13 protein-coding genes are annotated in these 13,436 nt (G+C 60.9%); 4 read left to right on the top strand and 9 right to left on the bottom strand.

Annotation, left to right across the window (positions count from 1 at the left end; genetic code table 11):
• Positions 1-11 precede the first annotated feature (11 nt).
• Complete coding sequence (locus F8N85_RS15185) at positions 12-2,201, bottom strand: patatin-like phospholipase family protein (protein ID WP_150804380.1); 2,190 nt, start codon at positions 2,199-2,201, stop codon at positions 12-14.
• Between the two features lie 70 nt (positions 2,202-2,271).
• On the opposite strand from F8N85_RS15185, the gene F8N85_RS15180 reads away from it, so the two are divergent.
• A complete protein-coding gene (locus F8N85_RS15180) occupies positions 2,272-2,559 on the top strand; it encodes a SelT/SelW/SelH family protein (protein ID WP_150804379.1) in 288 nt (95 codons plus the stop codon).
• A gap of 11 nt (positions 2,560-2,570) precedes the next feature.
• Here F8N85_RS15180 and F8N85_RS15175 read toward each other — a convergent pair whose 3' ends face one another.
• Entirely contained in the window at positions 2,571-3,458 is an 888-nt protein-coding gene (locus F8N85_RS15175; protein WP_150804378.1) for a DMT family transporter, read from the bottom strand.
• 211 nt (positions 3,459-3,669) lie between these two features.
• Entirely contained in the window at positions 3,670-4,419 is a 750-nt protein-coding gene (locus F8N85_RS15170; RefSeq protein WP_150804377.1) for a helix-turn-helix transcriptional regulator, read from the bottom strand.
• 134 nt (positions 4,420-4,553) lie between these two features.
• Between F8N85_RS15170 and F8N85_RS15165 the strand changes: the two genes are divergently transcribed.
• A complete protein-coding gene (locus F8N85_RS15165; protein WP_150804376.1) occupies positions 4,554-5,375 on the top strand; it encodes a UDP-2,3-diacylglucosamine diphosphatase in 822 nt (273 codons plus the stop codon).
• A gap of 125 nt (positions 5,376-5,500) precedes the next feature.
• Here the strand turns inward: F8N85_RS15165 and F8N85_RS15160 are convergent, their stop codons facing one another.
• Both F8N85_RS15160 and F8N85_RS15155 read right to left on the bottom strand, forming a co-directional pair.
• Entirely contained in the window at positions 5,501-6,091 is a 591-nt protein-coding gene (locus F8N85_RS15160) for an HD domain-containing protein (RefSeq protein ID WP_150804375.1), read from the bottom strand.
• Positions 6,092-6,178: 87 nt separating this feature from the next.
• Entirely contained in the window at positions 6,179-6,490 is a 312-nt protein-coding gene (locus F8N85_RS15155; RefSeq protein WP_150804374.1) for a DUF962 domain-containing protein, read from the bottom strand.
• 163 nt (positions 6,491-6,653) lie between these two features.
• On the opposite strand from F8N85_RS15155, the gene F8N85_RS15150 reads away from it, so the two are divergent.
• Positions 6,654-7,715 carry an AraC family transcriptional regulator gene (locus F8N85_RS15150; protein ID WP_150804373.1) on the top strand — a complete coding sequence of 354 codons (1,062 nt, stop codon included), beginning with the start codon at positions 6,654-6,656 and terminating at the stop codon, positions 7,713-7,715.
• Here F8N85_RS15150 and F8N85_RS15145 read toward each other — a convergent pair.
• Positions 7,672-9,126, bottom strand: coding sequence for a TrkH family potassium uptake protein (locus F8N85_RS15145; protein ID WP_150804372.1), 1,455 nt, complete (start codon positions 9,124-9,126; stop codon positions 7,672-7,674). The genes F8N85_RS15150 and F8N85_RS15145 overlap by 44 nt on opposite strands.
• A gap of 280 nt (positions 9,127-9,406) precedes the next feature.
• On the opposite strand from F8N85_RS15145, the gene F8N85_RS15140 reads away from it, so the two are divergent.
• Positions 9,407-9,973 (top strand): nitroreductase family protein, encoded by a 567-nt coding sequence (locus F8N85_RS15140; RefSeq protein WP_150804371.1) that lies wholly within the window; start codon positions 9,407-9,409, stop codon positions 9,971-9,973.
• A gap of 120 nt (positions 9,974-10,093) precedes the next feature.
• On the opposite strand, the gene F8N85_RS15135 is transcribed toward F8N85_RS15140, so the two are convergent.
• The 3 genes from F8N85_RS15135 to F8N85_RS15125 all read right to left on the bottom strand — a co-directional run bounded on the left by F8N85_RS15135 (position 10,094) and on the right by F8N85_RS15125 (position 13,434).
• Positions 10,094-11,434 (bottom strand): sensor histidine kinase, encoded by a 1,341-nt coding sequence (locus F8N85_RS15135; protein ID WP_150804370.1) that lies wholly within the window; start codon positions 11,432-11,434, stop codon positions 10,094-10,096.
• Between the two features lie 67 nt (positions 11,435-11,501).
• A complete protein-coding gene (locus F8N85_RS15130; RefSeq protein ID WP_150804369.1) occupies positions 11,502-11,942 on the bottom strand; it encodes a Spy/CpxP family protein refolding chaperone in 441 nt (146 codons plus the stop codon).
• Between the two features lie 814 nt (positions 11,943-12,756).
• Positions 12,757-13,434, bottom strand: coding sequence for a response regulator transcription factor (locus F8N85_RS15125; RefSeq protein WP_150804368.1), 678 nt, complete (start codon positions 13,432-13,434; stop codon positions 12,757-12,759).
• Positions 13,435-13,436 lie beyond the last annotated feature (2 nt).

Below are 13,436 nucleotides of genomic sequence, written 5' to 3'. Positions count from 1 at the left end.
GGCACCCAGTGCTAAAACGTCTGCCCCAGGTTCAGGTAAAGCGCCTGCTGATCGTCATCGTTCAATCCGTAGCTGAAGCTCAACGGCCCCAGCGGCGTATCGAAGGCGAGGAAGATACTGGCGGCATTGATGTAGTCGCTGTCGAACTCGTTATCGTTGTTCCAGGCCCGGCCGCGTTCCAGTGAGCCGCCGATGTACAGCGGAAAATCCAGCGGCAGGTACGAACGCGGGGTCAGGCGCCGGTAGTAGACGGCGCGGGCCAGGCTGATGTTCTGCCCGGAAATCGCATCCTGGCGGAAACCCGAGAGCTGCCGAGCGCCACCGAGCAGGAAGCTTGAAGTCACCACGTCGGCTTCATCCAGCGTACGCCCGAAACGCCCACCCAGGATGAAGGTGTCTGGTCCGCTGCTCAGGGCTTTGTCCAGCTTGAACTCCCATTGCCGGTAGCGTTTGTCGGAGCCCAGTTCCGGCGCGAACTGACGCAATGCCAGGCCGATGTCTTCGCCGGAATGCGGGAAGTAGACATTGTCCAGTGAGTCGAACGAGTACTTGAGTTCATAGAAACCCTCATTGAAGTTCTCAGTGGGCAGGTCCTGGTCGCCGATACGCACATCGGCCTTGCCCCAGGCCTCGCCGACCCCGAGGCGAATCTCACCGCTGTTGCCAATCTGGCGCCCGACGTTGAGGCCAAAGCCATAACGCTCGAGGCGATATTGGGCGATCGGATCGTTGTCCAGGATGGCTTCGACGTTTTGCGATTCGATAACGGCATAGGGGGCGATGAAGTAGCGCGAACCGACGTCCAGTGGTTGATAGAACTCGCTGTACAGTTCCTGTTGATCGCCGATCTGCGCCCGGGTCAGCCATTCGGCGCCAAGGCGGTTGATGCCGTTGACCCGATAGCTGGCGCCGAGATTGAAGGCGCTGTCGCCCCGCATGTCATCGGACAGATTTATCCCCAGGCGCAGGTAATCGGTCCCGCTACGTTTGCCATGCGCATTGATCACCAGGGTGTGGTCCTGGCCCTTGTGTACCACCCGGTATTGCACCTGATCGAAGTAGTCCAGGCCGTAGAGCGTGCCCATGTCGGTCTGCAGGCGACCCAGGTCCAGCGGCTCACCGATATGTTGGCGGATGTAGTAGCGAATCACCTCGTCTGCGACTTTCGAGTTGTTCTCGACCTTGATCGCGGTGATGATCGGTGTCCGCTGGCCGGGAGTCCGGGCCTCGGCCAGCTGCGCATCGACCGGTTCGGCCGGGCGCAAGCGGGCCAGTCGTGCATCGAGGATGCGCGTGGCGCGGTAACCGGCGTCGATCATTTCTCGGGTGCGGCCGAAGTCGGTGCCGCCGAAGCTGGCCAGCGACGGCTGGATCAGCACATCGTCCGGGTGCAAGGTGGCCAGTTGTTCTTCGGAGTTGCGACGGGTCATCAGGGTGATCGACTGGTTCAGTACATCGACGACGGTGGTCAGCTGATTGCGGGTGCTCAACGGGGTGCCGATGTCGACCACGATGGCGATGTCGACGCCCATCTCCCGAGCCACATCCAGTGGGATGTTGTCAGTCATGCCGCCGTCCACCAGCAATCGCCCGTTGAGTTCCACCGGCGCGAACACTGCCGGAATCGACATGCTCGCGCGAATCACCTGAGGCAAGTGGCCCTTGCGGAACACCACTTTCTCGCCGGTGGAGATGTCGGTGGCGACGGCCCGGAAGGGGATCGGCAATTTGTCGAAGTCGCGAGTGTCGCTGGTGTGCGCCAGCATGCTTTCCAGCTGCAGGGCGAGGTTCTGCCCCTGGATCACCCCCAGTGGCAAACCGAGACTGCCGTCGTCGCGAAAGCTCAACTTCTGTTTCACCAGAAAGTCGCGGTCATCCTGTTTGCGGCGAAACGGCACGTCTTTGCGGGGCGGGGCATCGGACAGCGCTTGCTGCCAGTCGATACTCAGCGCCAGTTTCTCCAGTTCATCGATCTTGTAGCCCGAGGCGTAGAGCCCGCCAATCACCGCGCCCATGCTGGTGCCGGCGATGGCGTCGATTTTTACTCCTTGTTCTTCCAGAGCCTTGAGCACGCCGATATGCGCCAGCCCGCGAGCCGCGCCACCGGATAGCACCAGGCCGATTTTCGGCCGGGGCGTTTCAGCCGCTTGTACAAGCAACGGGCACAGGCACAGCAACAGGCAGGACAACAGGCGGCGCATCTTCAGTCTCGGACCGGCGATAATGGCGGCTATTATAGCGACGCCATCAAGCTCGGGAGTTCAACGCATCATGACTGGTAACAAAGCGGAAGTCGTCATCACCTATTGCACGCAATGCCAATGGTTGTTGCGCGCCGCCTGGCTGGCCCAGGAGCTGCTCAGTACCTTTGGCGACGATCTGGGTAAAGTCTCCCTGGTACCTGGAACGGGCGGGATATTTCACATCACCTGCGACGGCGTGCAAATCTGGGAGCGCAAGGCCGACGGTGGTTTTCCCGAGGCCAAGGTACTCAAGCAACGGGTTCGCGATCAGATCGACCCGCAACGCGACCTCGGACATAACGACCGCGGTCAGTGAGCCTTGTGCCCTCAGTGAGCTGAAGCAGTCTGCGGCTTTTTTTTACTGGTATTGCCCAGGCTGCTGGAGACCACGATGGCAACAATGATCAAGACGCCACCGAACAGCATGCGCAAGGTCGGATTTTCACCGAACAGCAGCCAGGCGACGCTGATCCCGTAAACCGGTTCCAGGGCAAAGACCACCGCCGCAGTGCGCGCCTTGATCACCGCCAGGCTGGCGACGAACAAACTGTGGGCCAGACCGGTACAGAACACCCCGAGCAAACTTATCCACAGCCAGTCGATAGCGCGGACCTCGCTCAGTTGCGGTGCGGCGACTGGCAGCAGGCAGACGGCGACCACGACGTTCTGGCACAGCGCGGCCTGGACTGCCGGAATCCGTCCAGAGCTGGCGCGGTTGGTCAGCGATAGCAGGGCGAACAGCAAACCCGAGCCTATGGCCCAGAGCAAACCGCTGGTGGCCTCGCTGGCGAGGTCGAAATCCGGGGTGACCAGCACCAGGCCGACACTCACCAGCACCACCAGAAGGATCTCGTTGGCGCGGATTCGCTCACGAAAAATCAGCCCTTCGAGGATCACGGTAAACGCCGGGAAGCTGGCAAAACCCAGGGTCGCAATGGCCACGCCGGCCACTTTCACCGCGATGAAAAAACTCACCCAGTGCCCGGCCAGCAACAGGCCGCTGAGCAGCAAACGCCGCCAGTCAGTGGCTTGCAGTTGCTGCCAGCGAGTGTTGCTGGCAAAACGCGCGAAGAACGCCAGCGCGACGACCGCGAATGCGGCACGGCCAAAGACGATAACGGCCGGCGAAGCGGCGGCGAGCTTGCCGAACACACCGGTCAGGCCGAACATCAGTGCACCAATATGCAGGGCGCCAAGGGCGGTACGCGGAGTCATTGCAATCCTTGATAAACGTATTGAGCATGGCAGGCGACGTTATCAAAGATAAACACCATCCCCGTAGGAGCTGCCGCAGGCTGCGATCTTTTGATCTTGTTTTACGGCGATCCCGCAAAGATCGTCCGAACGCGGCCCGAACCAGCGGCAGCTCCTACATTGAATCCCGATACTCCTACGTGCGTCTGTCGCGATCCTCGCGTCTTTTGTCTCAAGCCTCGCGACGCAACTTACCAGGCGAGGCGCCGAACTCGCGTAGTACCGCCGCGGCGAACGCGCTCTGGGAGTTGTAGCCGACCCTGATGGCGACTTCGCCGATCGGCAATCCGGTTTCGCGCAACAGCCCAACGGCGATATGCAGGCGCCGACTGCGGATATAATCCATCGGCGTCTGGCCGCACTCGGCGATAAAACGTGCGTGCAGGCGTGCACTGGAGAGGCCTGCGACCCTGGCCAGGTCGGCAACTTGCAACGGGTAGGCGGCGTACTGATCGATATGTGCGTTCAACGCGGCATAGGGCAAGCGTCGACCGCCGACGCTGTTGGGTGCAGCGTCATTGAGGCTCGCCAGTAACAACACGGCACCTTGCTGAGCGATCAGCGGGTCATTCACCGGGCTGCTGGCCAACCAGTTGACCAGTTGGCTTTGCCCCGCATTCAGTGGCTGCCGACCCGGGTTGTCGAGCAGGCGGCGACTGGCATCGGCGTGCTCGCCCAAAGATTGCGCGACCCAGTGATCGCTGGGCACATCGAGCACCAGGCAGCGGCTGCCGTTGGGGCTGTCGCAGGCGTGGTGGGCGTGGGCGGGAACCACCACGAAACTCTGTTGCACCACCTGGCTGCCGCGGCCATCGACCTCGAAGTCGAGCTGGCCCGACAGGCCGAACACCAGTTGCGCGTGTTCATGGCTGTGGACGATCAAGTCGTGGGTGTATTGGCGTAGCGTGAGGATCGGTCTCATCGCAGTCTCCTTGGCAGACCGGCATTCTACACCGGCGCCGCCAAGGCTTTCGCTGTCATCAGGCTGCCGCATTAGTGTCATGGGCTATTAATCGCCGCGGCGCAAGCTCGCTGAAAATACCGGAGAGTTTGCCCATGACCAGCGCTGAGCTCACCCGACCCAGCCGTAAGCAACGCGTGCGCACACTGTGGATTTCCGATGTGCATCTCGGCACCCGGGATTGCCAGGCGGAGCACCTGGCACAATTTCTCAAGGGCTATCACGCGGACCGGGTCTATCTGGTCGGCGACATTATCGATGGCTGGAAGCTGCGCGGCGGCATGTACTGGCCGCAGGCGCACACCAACGTGATCCGGCGTTTGCTGACCATGAGCAAGCGCGGCACTGAAGTGATCTACGTCACCGGCAATCACGATGAATTCCTGCGGCGTTATTCGAAGCTGATCCTGGGCAATATCCAGCTGGTCGACGAGGCCATCCATGTCACCGCCGATGGCCGGCATCTGCTGGTGATCCACGGCGATCAGTTTGATGTGATCACTCGCTATCACCGCTGGCTGGCGTTTCTCGGCGACTCGGCCTACGAGATCACCCTGACGCTGAATCGCTGGCTCAATCACTGGCGCGCGCGGTATGGCTACGGTTATTGGTCGTTGTCGGCCTACCTCAAGCACAAGGTTAAAACCGCGGTGAGCTTTATCAGTGACTTTGAAGAGGCCATCGCCCACGAATGCACCAAACGAGGCCTGCACGGGGTGGTCTGCGGGCATATTCACCATGCCGAAATCCGCAAGGTGGGTGAGGTGGACTACCTCAATTGCGGGGACTGGGTGGAGTCATGCACTGCCTTGATCGAGCATTGGGATGGCACGATCGAGTTGTATCGATTGGCCGATGCCCAGGCGCGGGAGGCGCAATTGAAGGCAGAGTTGGTGAAGGTTGCTGAGCCGGTGTGAGCCCGAAAAGATCGCAGCCTGCGGCAGCTCCTACAAAACACCAGCAAAATCGCGGGTGTACCCGGTCGGTGTAGGAGCTGCCGCAGGCTGCGATCTTTTAACAGTTTCCCTGCTTCAGACAATCCTCAGACTGGCGAATGCTGTTCCATCGCCGCCAAGTAAATCGAGTTCTTCGGCTGGGCAAACAGGCGCTCCATCATGGGTTCGAAGAAGCTCAGGGGCAGGCTGTCGTAGGCCGGATCAAAGGCTGCAGCGTCGTACCTGGCGCAGAATTCGATGGTCTGCAGGTACTGCGGGTGCTCGCTGAATTGTTCGCGCAGATGCCGGTCCATCCCCAGGTAATGGAAGAAGTAATAGCCCTGGAAAATCCCGTGCTTTTCCACCATCCACAGGTTTTCGGCGCTGACGAAAGGCTTGAGGATCGCCGCGGCAATGTCCGGGTGATTGTAGGAGCCGAGGGTGTCGCCGATATCATGAAGCAGGGCGCAGACCACATATTCTTCGTCACGCCCATCGCGCCAGGCGCGGCTGGCGGTTTGCAGCGAGTGGGTCAAACGATCCACCGGGAAGCCGCCGAAATCCCCCTCGAGCAACTTGAGATGGGTCACGATTCGCGCCGGTAGTTGCCTGGCATAGGCAGTGAAGTCCGCAGCGATGATCGCCCAGTCTTCCTGTGTGCCATCCTGCATATGAGTGAAGCGCGCACTGGCATTCATTGGCGATCCTCTGGTGTTGTTCGATGGGATTTTCAGTGTAAGCCATGGATCTGATCGCGCACGGGCAGTACAGGACGGCGTGAGGACTTAGAACGGCACTTTGCCGAGCATCATGTCGCGGTACATGACGAAGTCGCCGAGCAGGCTGTACAGCGGATGCTGGAAGGTGGCGGGGCGATTTTTCTCAAAGAAAAAATGCCCGACCCAGGCGAAGCTGTAACCCGCCAGGGGCAGTACCCACAACAGCAGCCAGGCCCCTTTGGCAATGGCCACGGCGAGAATCAGAAGCACCAGGCTGGTGCCGATGAAGTGCAGCCGGCGACAGGTGCTGTTGCTGTGCTCACTCAAATAGTAAGGGTAGAACTCAGAGAAGCTGTTGAAACGCTTGCTGTTATCCACGACTGCGATCTCTGTGGTTATTTTATGCTGATGGCCAAATGTTCTGCGGGGAGCTTATTTAAGTCTAGAGTGATCAGTGGTCACAGCCAGTGACAATAGGCGCCACTTTAGTATCCTTCGAAAATCGGCCGCGGGAATGCGGCTCATCATTTAAGAAGACGCCATGAGCGAAAGAACGACTTCTGCAAGCTGGACGATGGGGATTGTCAAGGCACTGGAAATGGACGGCCTGGATTGCCGGGCATTGTTCAAGCAGCTGGGACTCGACTACGGCGCTCTGGACGATCCGGATGCACGGTTTCCTCAGGACTCGATGACGCGGCTTTGGCAACTTGCCGTGGAGCTGTCGGGTAACCCGGCCATCGGTTTGAACATGGGCAAGGTGGTGCGCCCGGCTTCTTTTAATGTCGCCGGTTATGCCTTGATGTCCAGTCGGACCCTGGCCGAAGGGTTTGAGCGGTTGGTGCGTTATCAGCGGATCATCGCCGAAAGCGCTGACTTGAGTTTTCGCCTTCTGCCTGAAGGTTATGCACTGATTCTGACAGTGCATGGCGACCATCTGCCGCCGACCCGGCAAAGTGCCGAAGCCTCGCTGGCCTGTGCCCTGGCGTTATGCGGATGGTTGAGCGGGCGCACCCTGCAACCGCGCAAGGTGTTGGTCCAGGGCGCGCAACCGCTCAATCTTGAACCCTACAAACAAGTCTTTCACGCGCCTTTGGTGTTCAATGCGCCGTACGATGCGCTGATTTTCGAGCGCGCGGACATGGAAGCGCCGTTGCCGACCGCCAATGAGGCGATGGCGCTGTTGCATGACCGGTTTGCCGGGGAATATCTGGCGCGGTTCTCGGGAAGTCGCGTGACCCACCAGGCGCGGCAAGTGTTGTGTCGCTTGCTGCCCCAGGGCGAGCCCAAGCGTGACACCGTCGCGCAGACCCTGCACCTGTCCCAGCGCACCTTGCAACGACGTTTGCAGGAGGAGGGCACCAGTTTCCAGACATTGCTCGACGACACCCGCCGCGAGCTGGCCGAGCAATACCTTGCGCAGCCAGCCATGACCCTGCTGGAAATCGCTTATCTGCTGGGCTTCGCCGACCCGAGCAACTTCTTTCGGGCCTTCCGGCGCTGGTTCGATGCCACGCCTGGCGAATACCGGGCGCGGTTGCCGGGGACACCGACTGTGCTCAATGACGCCAGAACGCCGGAATACACAGAACGAACACGGTAATGATCTCCAGGCGCCCGAGCAGCATGCCCAACGACAGAATCCACTTGGCGGCGTCCGGCAGGGTGGCGAAGTTGCCGGCCGGGCCGATGGTCTCGCCCAACCCCGGGCCGACGCCTGAAACCGCACTCGCGGCGCCGGTCAGGGCGGTCATCCAGTCGACACCGAGCAGCGACAGCAACAGTGCGATCACGCAGATGGTGATGGCGAAGAAGAACGAGAAGGTCAGGATCGAGCGGACGATTTCTTCGTCGAGCCGGTGTCCGTTGTACTTCTGTTTGATCACCGCGCGCGGGTGAATCAGCTGATTAAGGTTGGCCTTGAGCAGTATGTAGGCGACCTGGAAGCGGAAGATCTTGATCCCGCCGGCGGTCGAACCTGAACAGCCACCAATAAAGCCCAGATAGAAGAACAACATCAACGAGAAATTGCCCCACAGGCTGTAGTCGCCCAAGGCAAAGCCGGTGGTGGTGACCACCGAGGTCACGTTCAGCGCCACATGGCGCAAGGCTTCCAGCCAATGCAGTTGGGTGGTCCACCAGTACCAGGTGCCGAGCACCAGCCAGGTCACCAGCAACATTCCGAGCAGGCCCTGAACCTGTTCATCCTTGATCAGCGCTCGACGGTTGCCGCGCAACGTGGCGACATAGAGGGTGAACGGCAGGGCGCCGAGAATCATGATCACGATCGCGACCCAATGTACCGCTGGCTCGGGCCACTTGGCCAGAGACAGGTCGGAGGTCGAGAAACCGCCGGTGGAAATCGCTGACATCGCGTGGTTGATCGCGTCGAACAGACTCATCCCGGCCCACCAGAACGCCAGGCTGCCGAGGATGGTGATGCCGACGTAGGAACCCACGATCAGGCGGGCCACCATGTGCGAACGCGGCATGACTTTCTCGGAGCGGTCCGAGGATTCGGTCTGGAACAGACGCATGCCACCGATTCGCAGCAGCGGCAGAATCGCTACTGCCATGCCGATAAAGCCAATCCCGCCGAGCCAGTGCAGCAAGGAGCGCCACATCAGGATGCCCGGGGACATGTTGTCCAGGCCGCTGAGCACAGTGGCCCCGGTGGCGGTGATGCCGGACATGCTTTCGAAAAACGAGTCGGTGTAACTGATGTGCTGGGTCAGCAGAAACGGCAGCGCGGCAAACACGCAGACCACCAGCCAGCTGGTCACGGTGAGCAGGTACATGTCCCGCGGGCGCAGGTGTACGTGCTCCGGACGCCCGGGAATCACCAGTGCCAGGCCGGCGACAAAGGTGATCATGCTGGCCCAGAGGAACGACGGCAGATCGCCGGTGCGTTCGAAAATCACCAGCGTCGCCATGGGCACGACCATGCTGATGGCCAGGGTTATCAGGAAGATGCCGATAATGAAACCAATGATCCGTAAGGTCGGCAACGCCATGAAGTCCGCTCGGGCTGATAAGGGAAGGGCGCCATTCTACCTGCGGCGCGGGGCATGTAAACCGGCACCGTCCGGGCAGTTACCACCAGAGCCTGTGTGGCTAGTTCTGTTAGCTCAACTTCGGCGCCAGAAGCCCATATCCTGCGTTGCCGTTCCTCGCCATAGCGGGCTATGACTCGTCACGGCGCCTTGGCTATGAACTTCCGGCATCCGAATTTGAGCTAACGAACTAGCCGTACAGGCTCTAGAATAGCCGGACATTTTTCTCAGGAGGTGGCCGATGCGGGCTCTCGACGCTTTGCTCAACCGTGTTTCCGTGCCGCGTGTGCTCGACCCGGCGCCCACTGCGGCGCAACGGGAGGTGCTGTTTGCGGCGGCTCTGCGGGCTCCGGATCACGGTCAGCTGCGCCCCTATCGCTTTTTGACAGTAGAAGGTGCGGCCCGCGAGCAAATGGGCGAACTACTGGCCGAAGCGGCGCAACTGCAAGGTGGCGAAGTACCCCAGGCCGCACTGGACAAGGCCCGCGCCATGCCGATGCGCTCACCGCTGGTGGTGGTGGTCATTGCGCGTTTGCAGGATCACCCCAAGGTGCCGAAGTCCGAGCAGTTGCTGTCTGCCGGCTGTGCAGCCCACGGCATCTTGCTCGCCGCTTATGCCCAGGGCATCGGCGCGGTGTGGCGGACCGGCGAGTTGTCCTATACCGCGCATGTGGCCAAAGGCCTGGGATTGGCCGAGGACGAACAGGTGATTGCGTTCCTGTACCTGGGCACACCGCTGAATGAACCGCGCACGGCACCGAAAGTGGATGTGGCCGAGTTTGTCAGTGGTTGGTCAGCCAAGGTCTGAAGATCAAAAGATCGCAGCCTATCGGCAGCTCCTACAGGTCCGGCATACACCTCGCAATGATGTACGCGATCCGTGTAGGAGCTGCCGCAGGCTGCGATCTTTCTGGCCGCACCCAATAGCTTAAGGCTGAACCACAGCTCCAGGCACCAGCGGCAACTCCAGGCTGGCGATAAATCCGCCTTCCGGGTGATTGGCCAGGATCAAGCTGCCGCCGTGCCGTTCCGCTGCCCGGCGGGCGATGGCCAGCCCCAGGCCATGGCCTGGGGCAGTCTGCCCGGGCGCGCGGTAGAAGGGTTCGCCCAATTGGTTCAGATGTTCAGCGTCGACCCCCGGGCCGTGATCGCGCACGCTGATGACAATCCGTTCACCTTGGCGCAATGCCAGCATTTCAATCGGCTGTCCCGCCGGGTTGAAGCGCTGGGCATTGCGCAACAGGTTATCCAGGGCGCGTTCGATCATGGTCGGCCAGCCCTTGAGGCTCAGCTGTGATTCGGCCTCGAGCCTGACGTTTTGTTCGGCCGAGTTGAGCAGGGCATCTTTTTGCAGGTTTTTCAGCAGCCCGTTGAGGTCGATTTCTTCAGCGCTGGCATTGTCGGCGTCGACACGGGCCAGCACCAGAATTTCACTGATCAAGGCTTCCAGGCGATCACATTCGCGGGTCAGTCGTGGCCAGAGTTTTTCCCGCTCTTCGGGGCTGGCACGTTCAGCCAATGCCAGGGCGATACGCAGTCGGGCCAACGGTGAGCGCAGCTCGTGGGAGACATCGCGCAGCAATTGCCGCTGGCTGCCGATAAGGCTTTGCAGACGAGCACCCATGCGGTTGAAGTCGTTGGCCAGGACCCCGAACTCGTCGCGACGGTTGGCCAGTTGCGCCAGACTGTTTTGCTGGTAGGTGGTCTGGCCCAGGTCGTGTACCGCGCCGCGCAAACGGCTGAGCGGACGAGTGATGGAAAAGGTGACCAACAAACTGAACAAGGTCAGTACCACCAGTGCGATCCCCAGGGCACTGAGGGGCCAGAGCAGGCTTTCGCGATGCCAGGTATCCAGTTCCGGGTGGGCAATGCGGTAGATCAACAGATAGGTTTCGCCGGTTTTCGGACTGATGTATTCGACGGTCAGGCGCCGCCAGGGCAGGCGTCGGTCATCGTTGTTCTGCCGTGCTTCGAAGGCCGCGGCGCGCCGCGGAAAGGTGCCACGCACCAGCGGGTCACCGCTTTCGTTGAGCACTTGAACGTCGATGTGATACTGGCGTTTGCGCTGCTCGAGAATATCCTGGGCGGCGTCTTCGCCCTGGGACTCGAAGGTTTGCGTCCACTCTTCGGCCAGGGTATTGATGCCGGGGTGGCGGCTGAGAATCCAGGCGTCCTGATTGAGCATGTGCCCGAGCAGAATCGACAGCCCTGCAACCAGGGCAATGGCCAACCAGAAACTGGCCAGGATGCGCCAGAACAATGAACGCACGGGAAGTCCTCAAACAAAGAAGCCCAACGGCGGGGGGCCATTGGGCTGGGGGATGAACGCTAACGCATTATTGCGCTTTTTTCGGTTGTTGCGCTTTCCAGGCTTTGAACTCGGCCCATTCGGCGCGACGCTCAGCGTGTTTTTTCTGGATGGCGTCGAATTCCTTCTGTTGTTCAGGCTTGAGCAGGCCGCGAATGTCGCTTTCGGTTTTCTGGTGTTTGGCCGCCAACTCATCTTTCAGGGCTTTCTGCTCGGCCGCCGGGAGTTTTTCCAGGTAGGTGTCGATCAGCTGGTGACGCGCACGCATTTGCTCGCCCATCAACTTGCCGATCTGCTGGCGCTGTTCGCGGCTCAAGTCCAGTTCGCTGTAAGGGCCTTTACCGTGCTGGCCGTGCTGACCGTGACGCGGGCCGTCCATCGGACCCATCGGGCCTGAACCTTCTGGCATGGCCATGGCAACGGTCGGCAGGGCAGCAGCGAACATCAGAGCGATAAGAGTCTTGCGCATGGTGTATCTCCTTGTCTCGGTTCCCGGTGAGTCCGGATGTGTGCAGATTACCGGGATCAAGGTCAGCGGCGGTCAGCGAAGCGTAAAGCTTGGGTAAAGAGGTTGGCGGATGTACACAGATCCATTGTGGGAGTGGGCTTGCTTGCGAAGGCGGCCTGACAGCCGGCCTGTCTCTCGCGGATGTACACCGATCCACTGTGGGAGCGAGCCCGCTCGCGATGGCGGCCTGGCAGCCGACCTGACTCTTGCGGATGTACCCAAATCCAATGGGGGAGCTGGCTTGCCAGCGAAGACGGCCTGACAGCCGGCCTGTCTCTCGCTGGTGTACATATCCATTCCTGCGGTAACGGCCACTTAGGGTTTCGCCCTTACGGCGAGGCCCTTTTGTCAAGCGCCACAAAAGGACCCAAAAAGGCTCGCCCCGAGCGTACGGCACCTCGCCAAGGCTCGGTGTTCCCTCGCTCCGGTGTCCATCATGGGGCGCCGCAATGCGGCGGAGTCAGCTGCGCTGACGGCGCTACGCGCCACCCCCCTGATGAACACCTCCACTCGGCCTGCCGAAGGGGCGGGTAGATCAAGATCAAGATCAAGATCAGGATCAAAAGCCAAAGCAAGGCAAAAGCAAGGCGGCCGACCGGCCGGCCTGGGTGTACGCGTTCCCCGTAGCAGCTGCCGAAGGCTGCGTTCGGCTGCGCAGCAGTCGTAAAATCTGCACTCGCGCTCTTCCAGACACACTGTATTAGCCGGATCACGACTGCTTCGCAGCCGAACGCAGCCTTCGGCAGCTGCTACGGGGGGCTTTATGTGGCGCCTTTCAGAGGCTGTAGTAATAACCGCGGCTACGTAGGGCAACGATGCGCGGACGTCCGTCGGGGTGGGGGCCGATTTTTTTGCGTAGGTTGCTGACGTGCATGTCCAGGCTGCGGTCGTACAGGGTCAGTTTGCGGCCGAGGGCGATCTGCGCCAGTTCCTGCTTGTCCAGCGGCTCGCCCGGTTGCTTGAGTAGCGCTTCAAGCAGGCGGCTTTCGGAGATGGTCAGGGTGAACTCCTGCTCATCGATACTGACTACGCCGCGGGCCGGGCTGAAGCACAGGTCGCCCAACTCGAGCTGGCTGGACACCGCCGTCGGATGGCTGCGGCGCAACACGGCACGCAGGCGAGCAGTCAACTCCCGTGGGTCGCAGGGTTTGGCCAGGTAGTCGTCGGCGCCCAGTTCCAGGCCGAGGATGCGATCCAGCGGCTCGCCGCGGGCCGAGAGCATCAGCACCGGCAGGTCCGGATGATCGTTGCGCAGTTGCTTGAGCAGTTCCAGACCGCTGCCGTCGGGCAGCATCACGTCCAGCACCACGGCCGCCGGCGCGGTTTCGGCCAAGGCGCGGCGCGCACTCTGGCCATCGTGGCAGGCACGCACCTGAAAGCCTTCCTGGCTCAACCAACTGGCCAGCAGCTCACACAACTCCTGGTCATCATCTATCAGTAACAGGTCGCTCATGA

The sequence above is a fragment of the Pseudomonas fluorescens genome, from assembly GCF_902497875.1.
Taxonomy (GTDB): domain Bacteria; phylum Pseudomonadota; class Gammaproteobacteria; order Pseudomonadales; family Pseudomonadaceae; genus Aquipseudomonas; species Aquipseudomonas fluorescens_BR.
The sequence above is the reverse complement of the archived record's forward strand: the minus strand, read 5'-3'. Positions and strand labels throughout refer to the sequence as shown.

Bases quoted from the DNA above. Each gene is read 5' to 3' on its own strand.
- F8N85_RS15145 (WP_150804372.1), bottom strand. From the start codon at position 9,126: ATGGCGTTGCCGACCTTACGGATCATTGGTTTCATTATCGGCATCTTC.
- F8N85_RS15180 (WP_150804379.1), top strand. From the start codon at position 2,272: ATGACTGGTAACAAAGCGGAAGTCGTCATCACCTATTGCACGCAATGC.
- F8N85_RS15175 (WP_150804378.1), bottom strand. From the start codon at position 3,458: ATGACTCCGCGTACCGCCCTTGGCGCCCTGCATATTGGTGCACTGATG.
- F8N85_RS15165 (WP_150804376.1), top strand. From the start codon at position 4,554: ATGACCAGCGCTGAGCTCACCCGACCCAGCCGTAAGCAACGCGTGCGC.
- F8N85_RS15170 (WP_150804377.1), bottom strand. From the start codon at position 4,419: ATGAGACCGATCCTCACGCTACGCCAATACACCCACGACTTGATCGTC.
- F8N85_RS15185 (WP_150804380.1), bottom strand. From the start codon at position 2,201: ATGCGCCGCCTGTTGTCCTGCCTGTTGCTGTGCCTGTGCCCGTTGCTT.
- F8N85_RS15140 (WP_150804371.1), top strand. From the start codon at position 9,407: ATGCGGGCTCTCGACGCTTTGCTCAACCGTGTTTCCGTGCCGCGTGTG.
- F8N85_RS15150 (WP_150804373.1), top strand. From the start codon at position 6,654: ATGAGCGAAAGAACGACTTCTGCAAGCTGGACGATGGGGATTGTCAAG.
- F8N85_RS15125 (WP_150804368.1), bottom strand. From the start codon at position 13,434: ATGAGCGACCTGTTACTGATAGATGATGACCAGGAGTTGTGTGAGCTG.
- F8N85_RS15130 (WP_150804369.1), bottom strand. From the start codon at position 11,942: ATGCGCAAGACTCTTATCGCTCTGATGTTCGCTGCTGCCCTGCCGACC.
- F8N85_RS15160 (WP_150804375.1), bottom strand. From the start codon at position 6,091: ATGAATGCCAGTGCGCGCTTCACTCATATGCAGGATGGCACACAGGAA.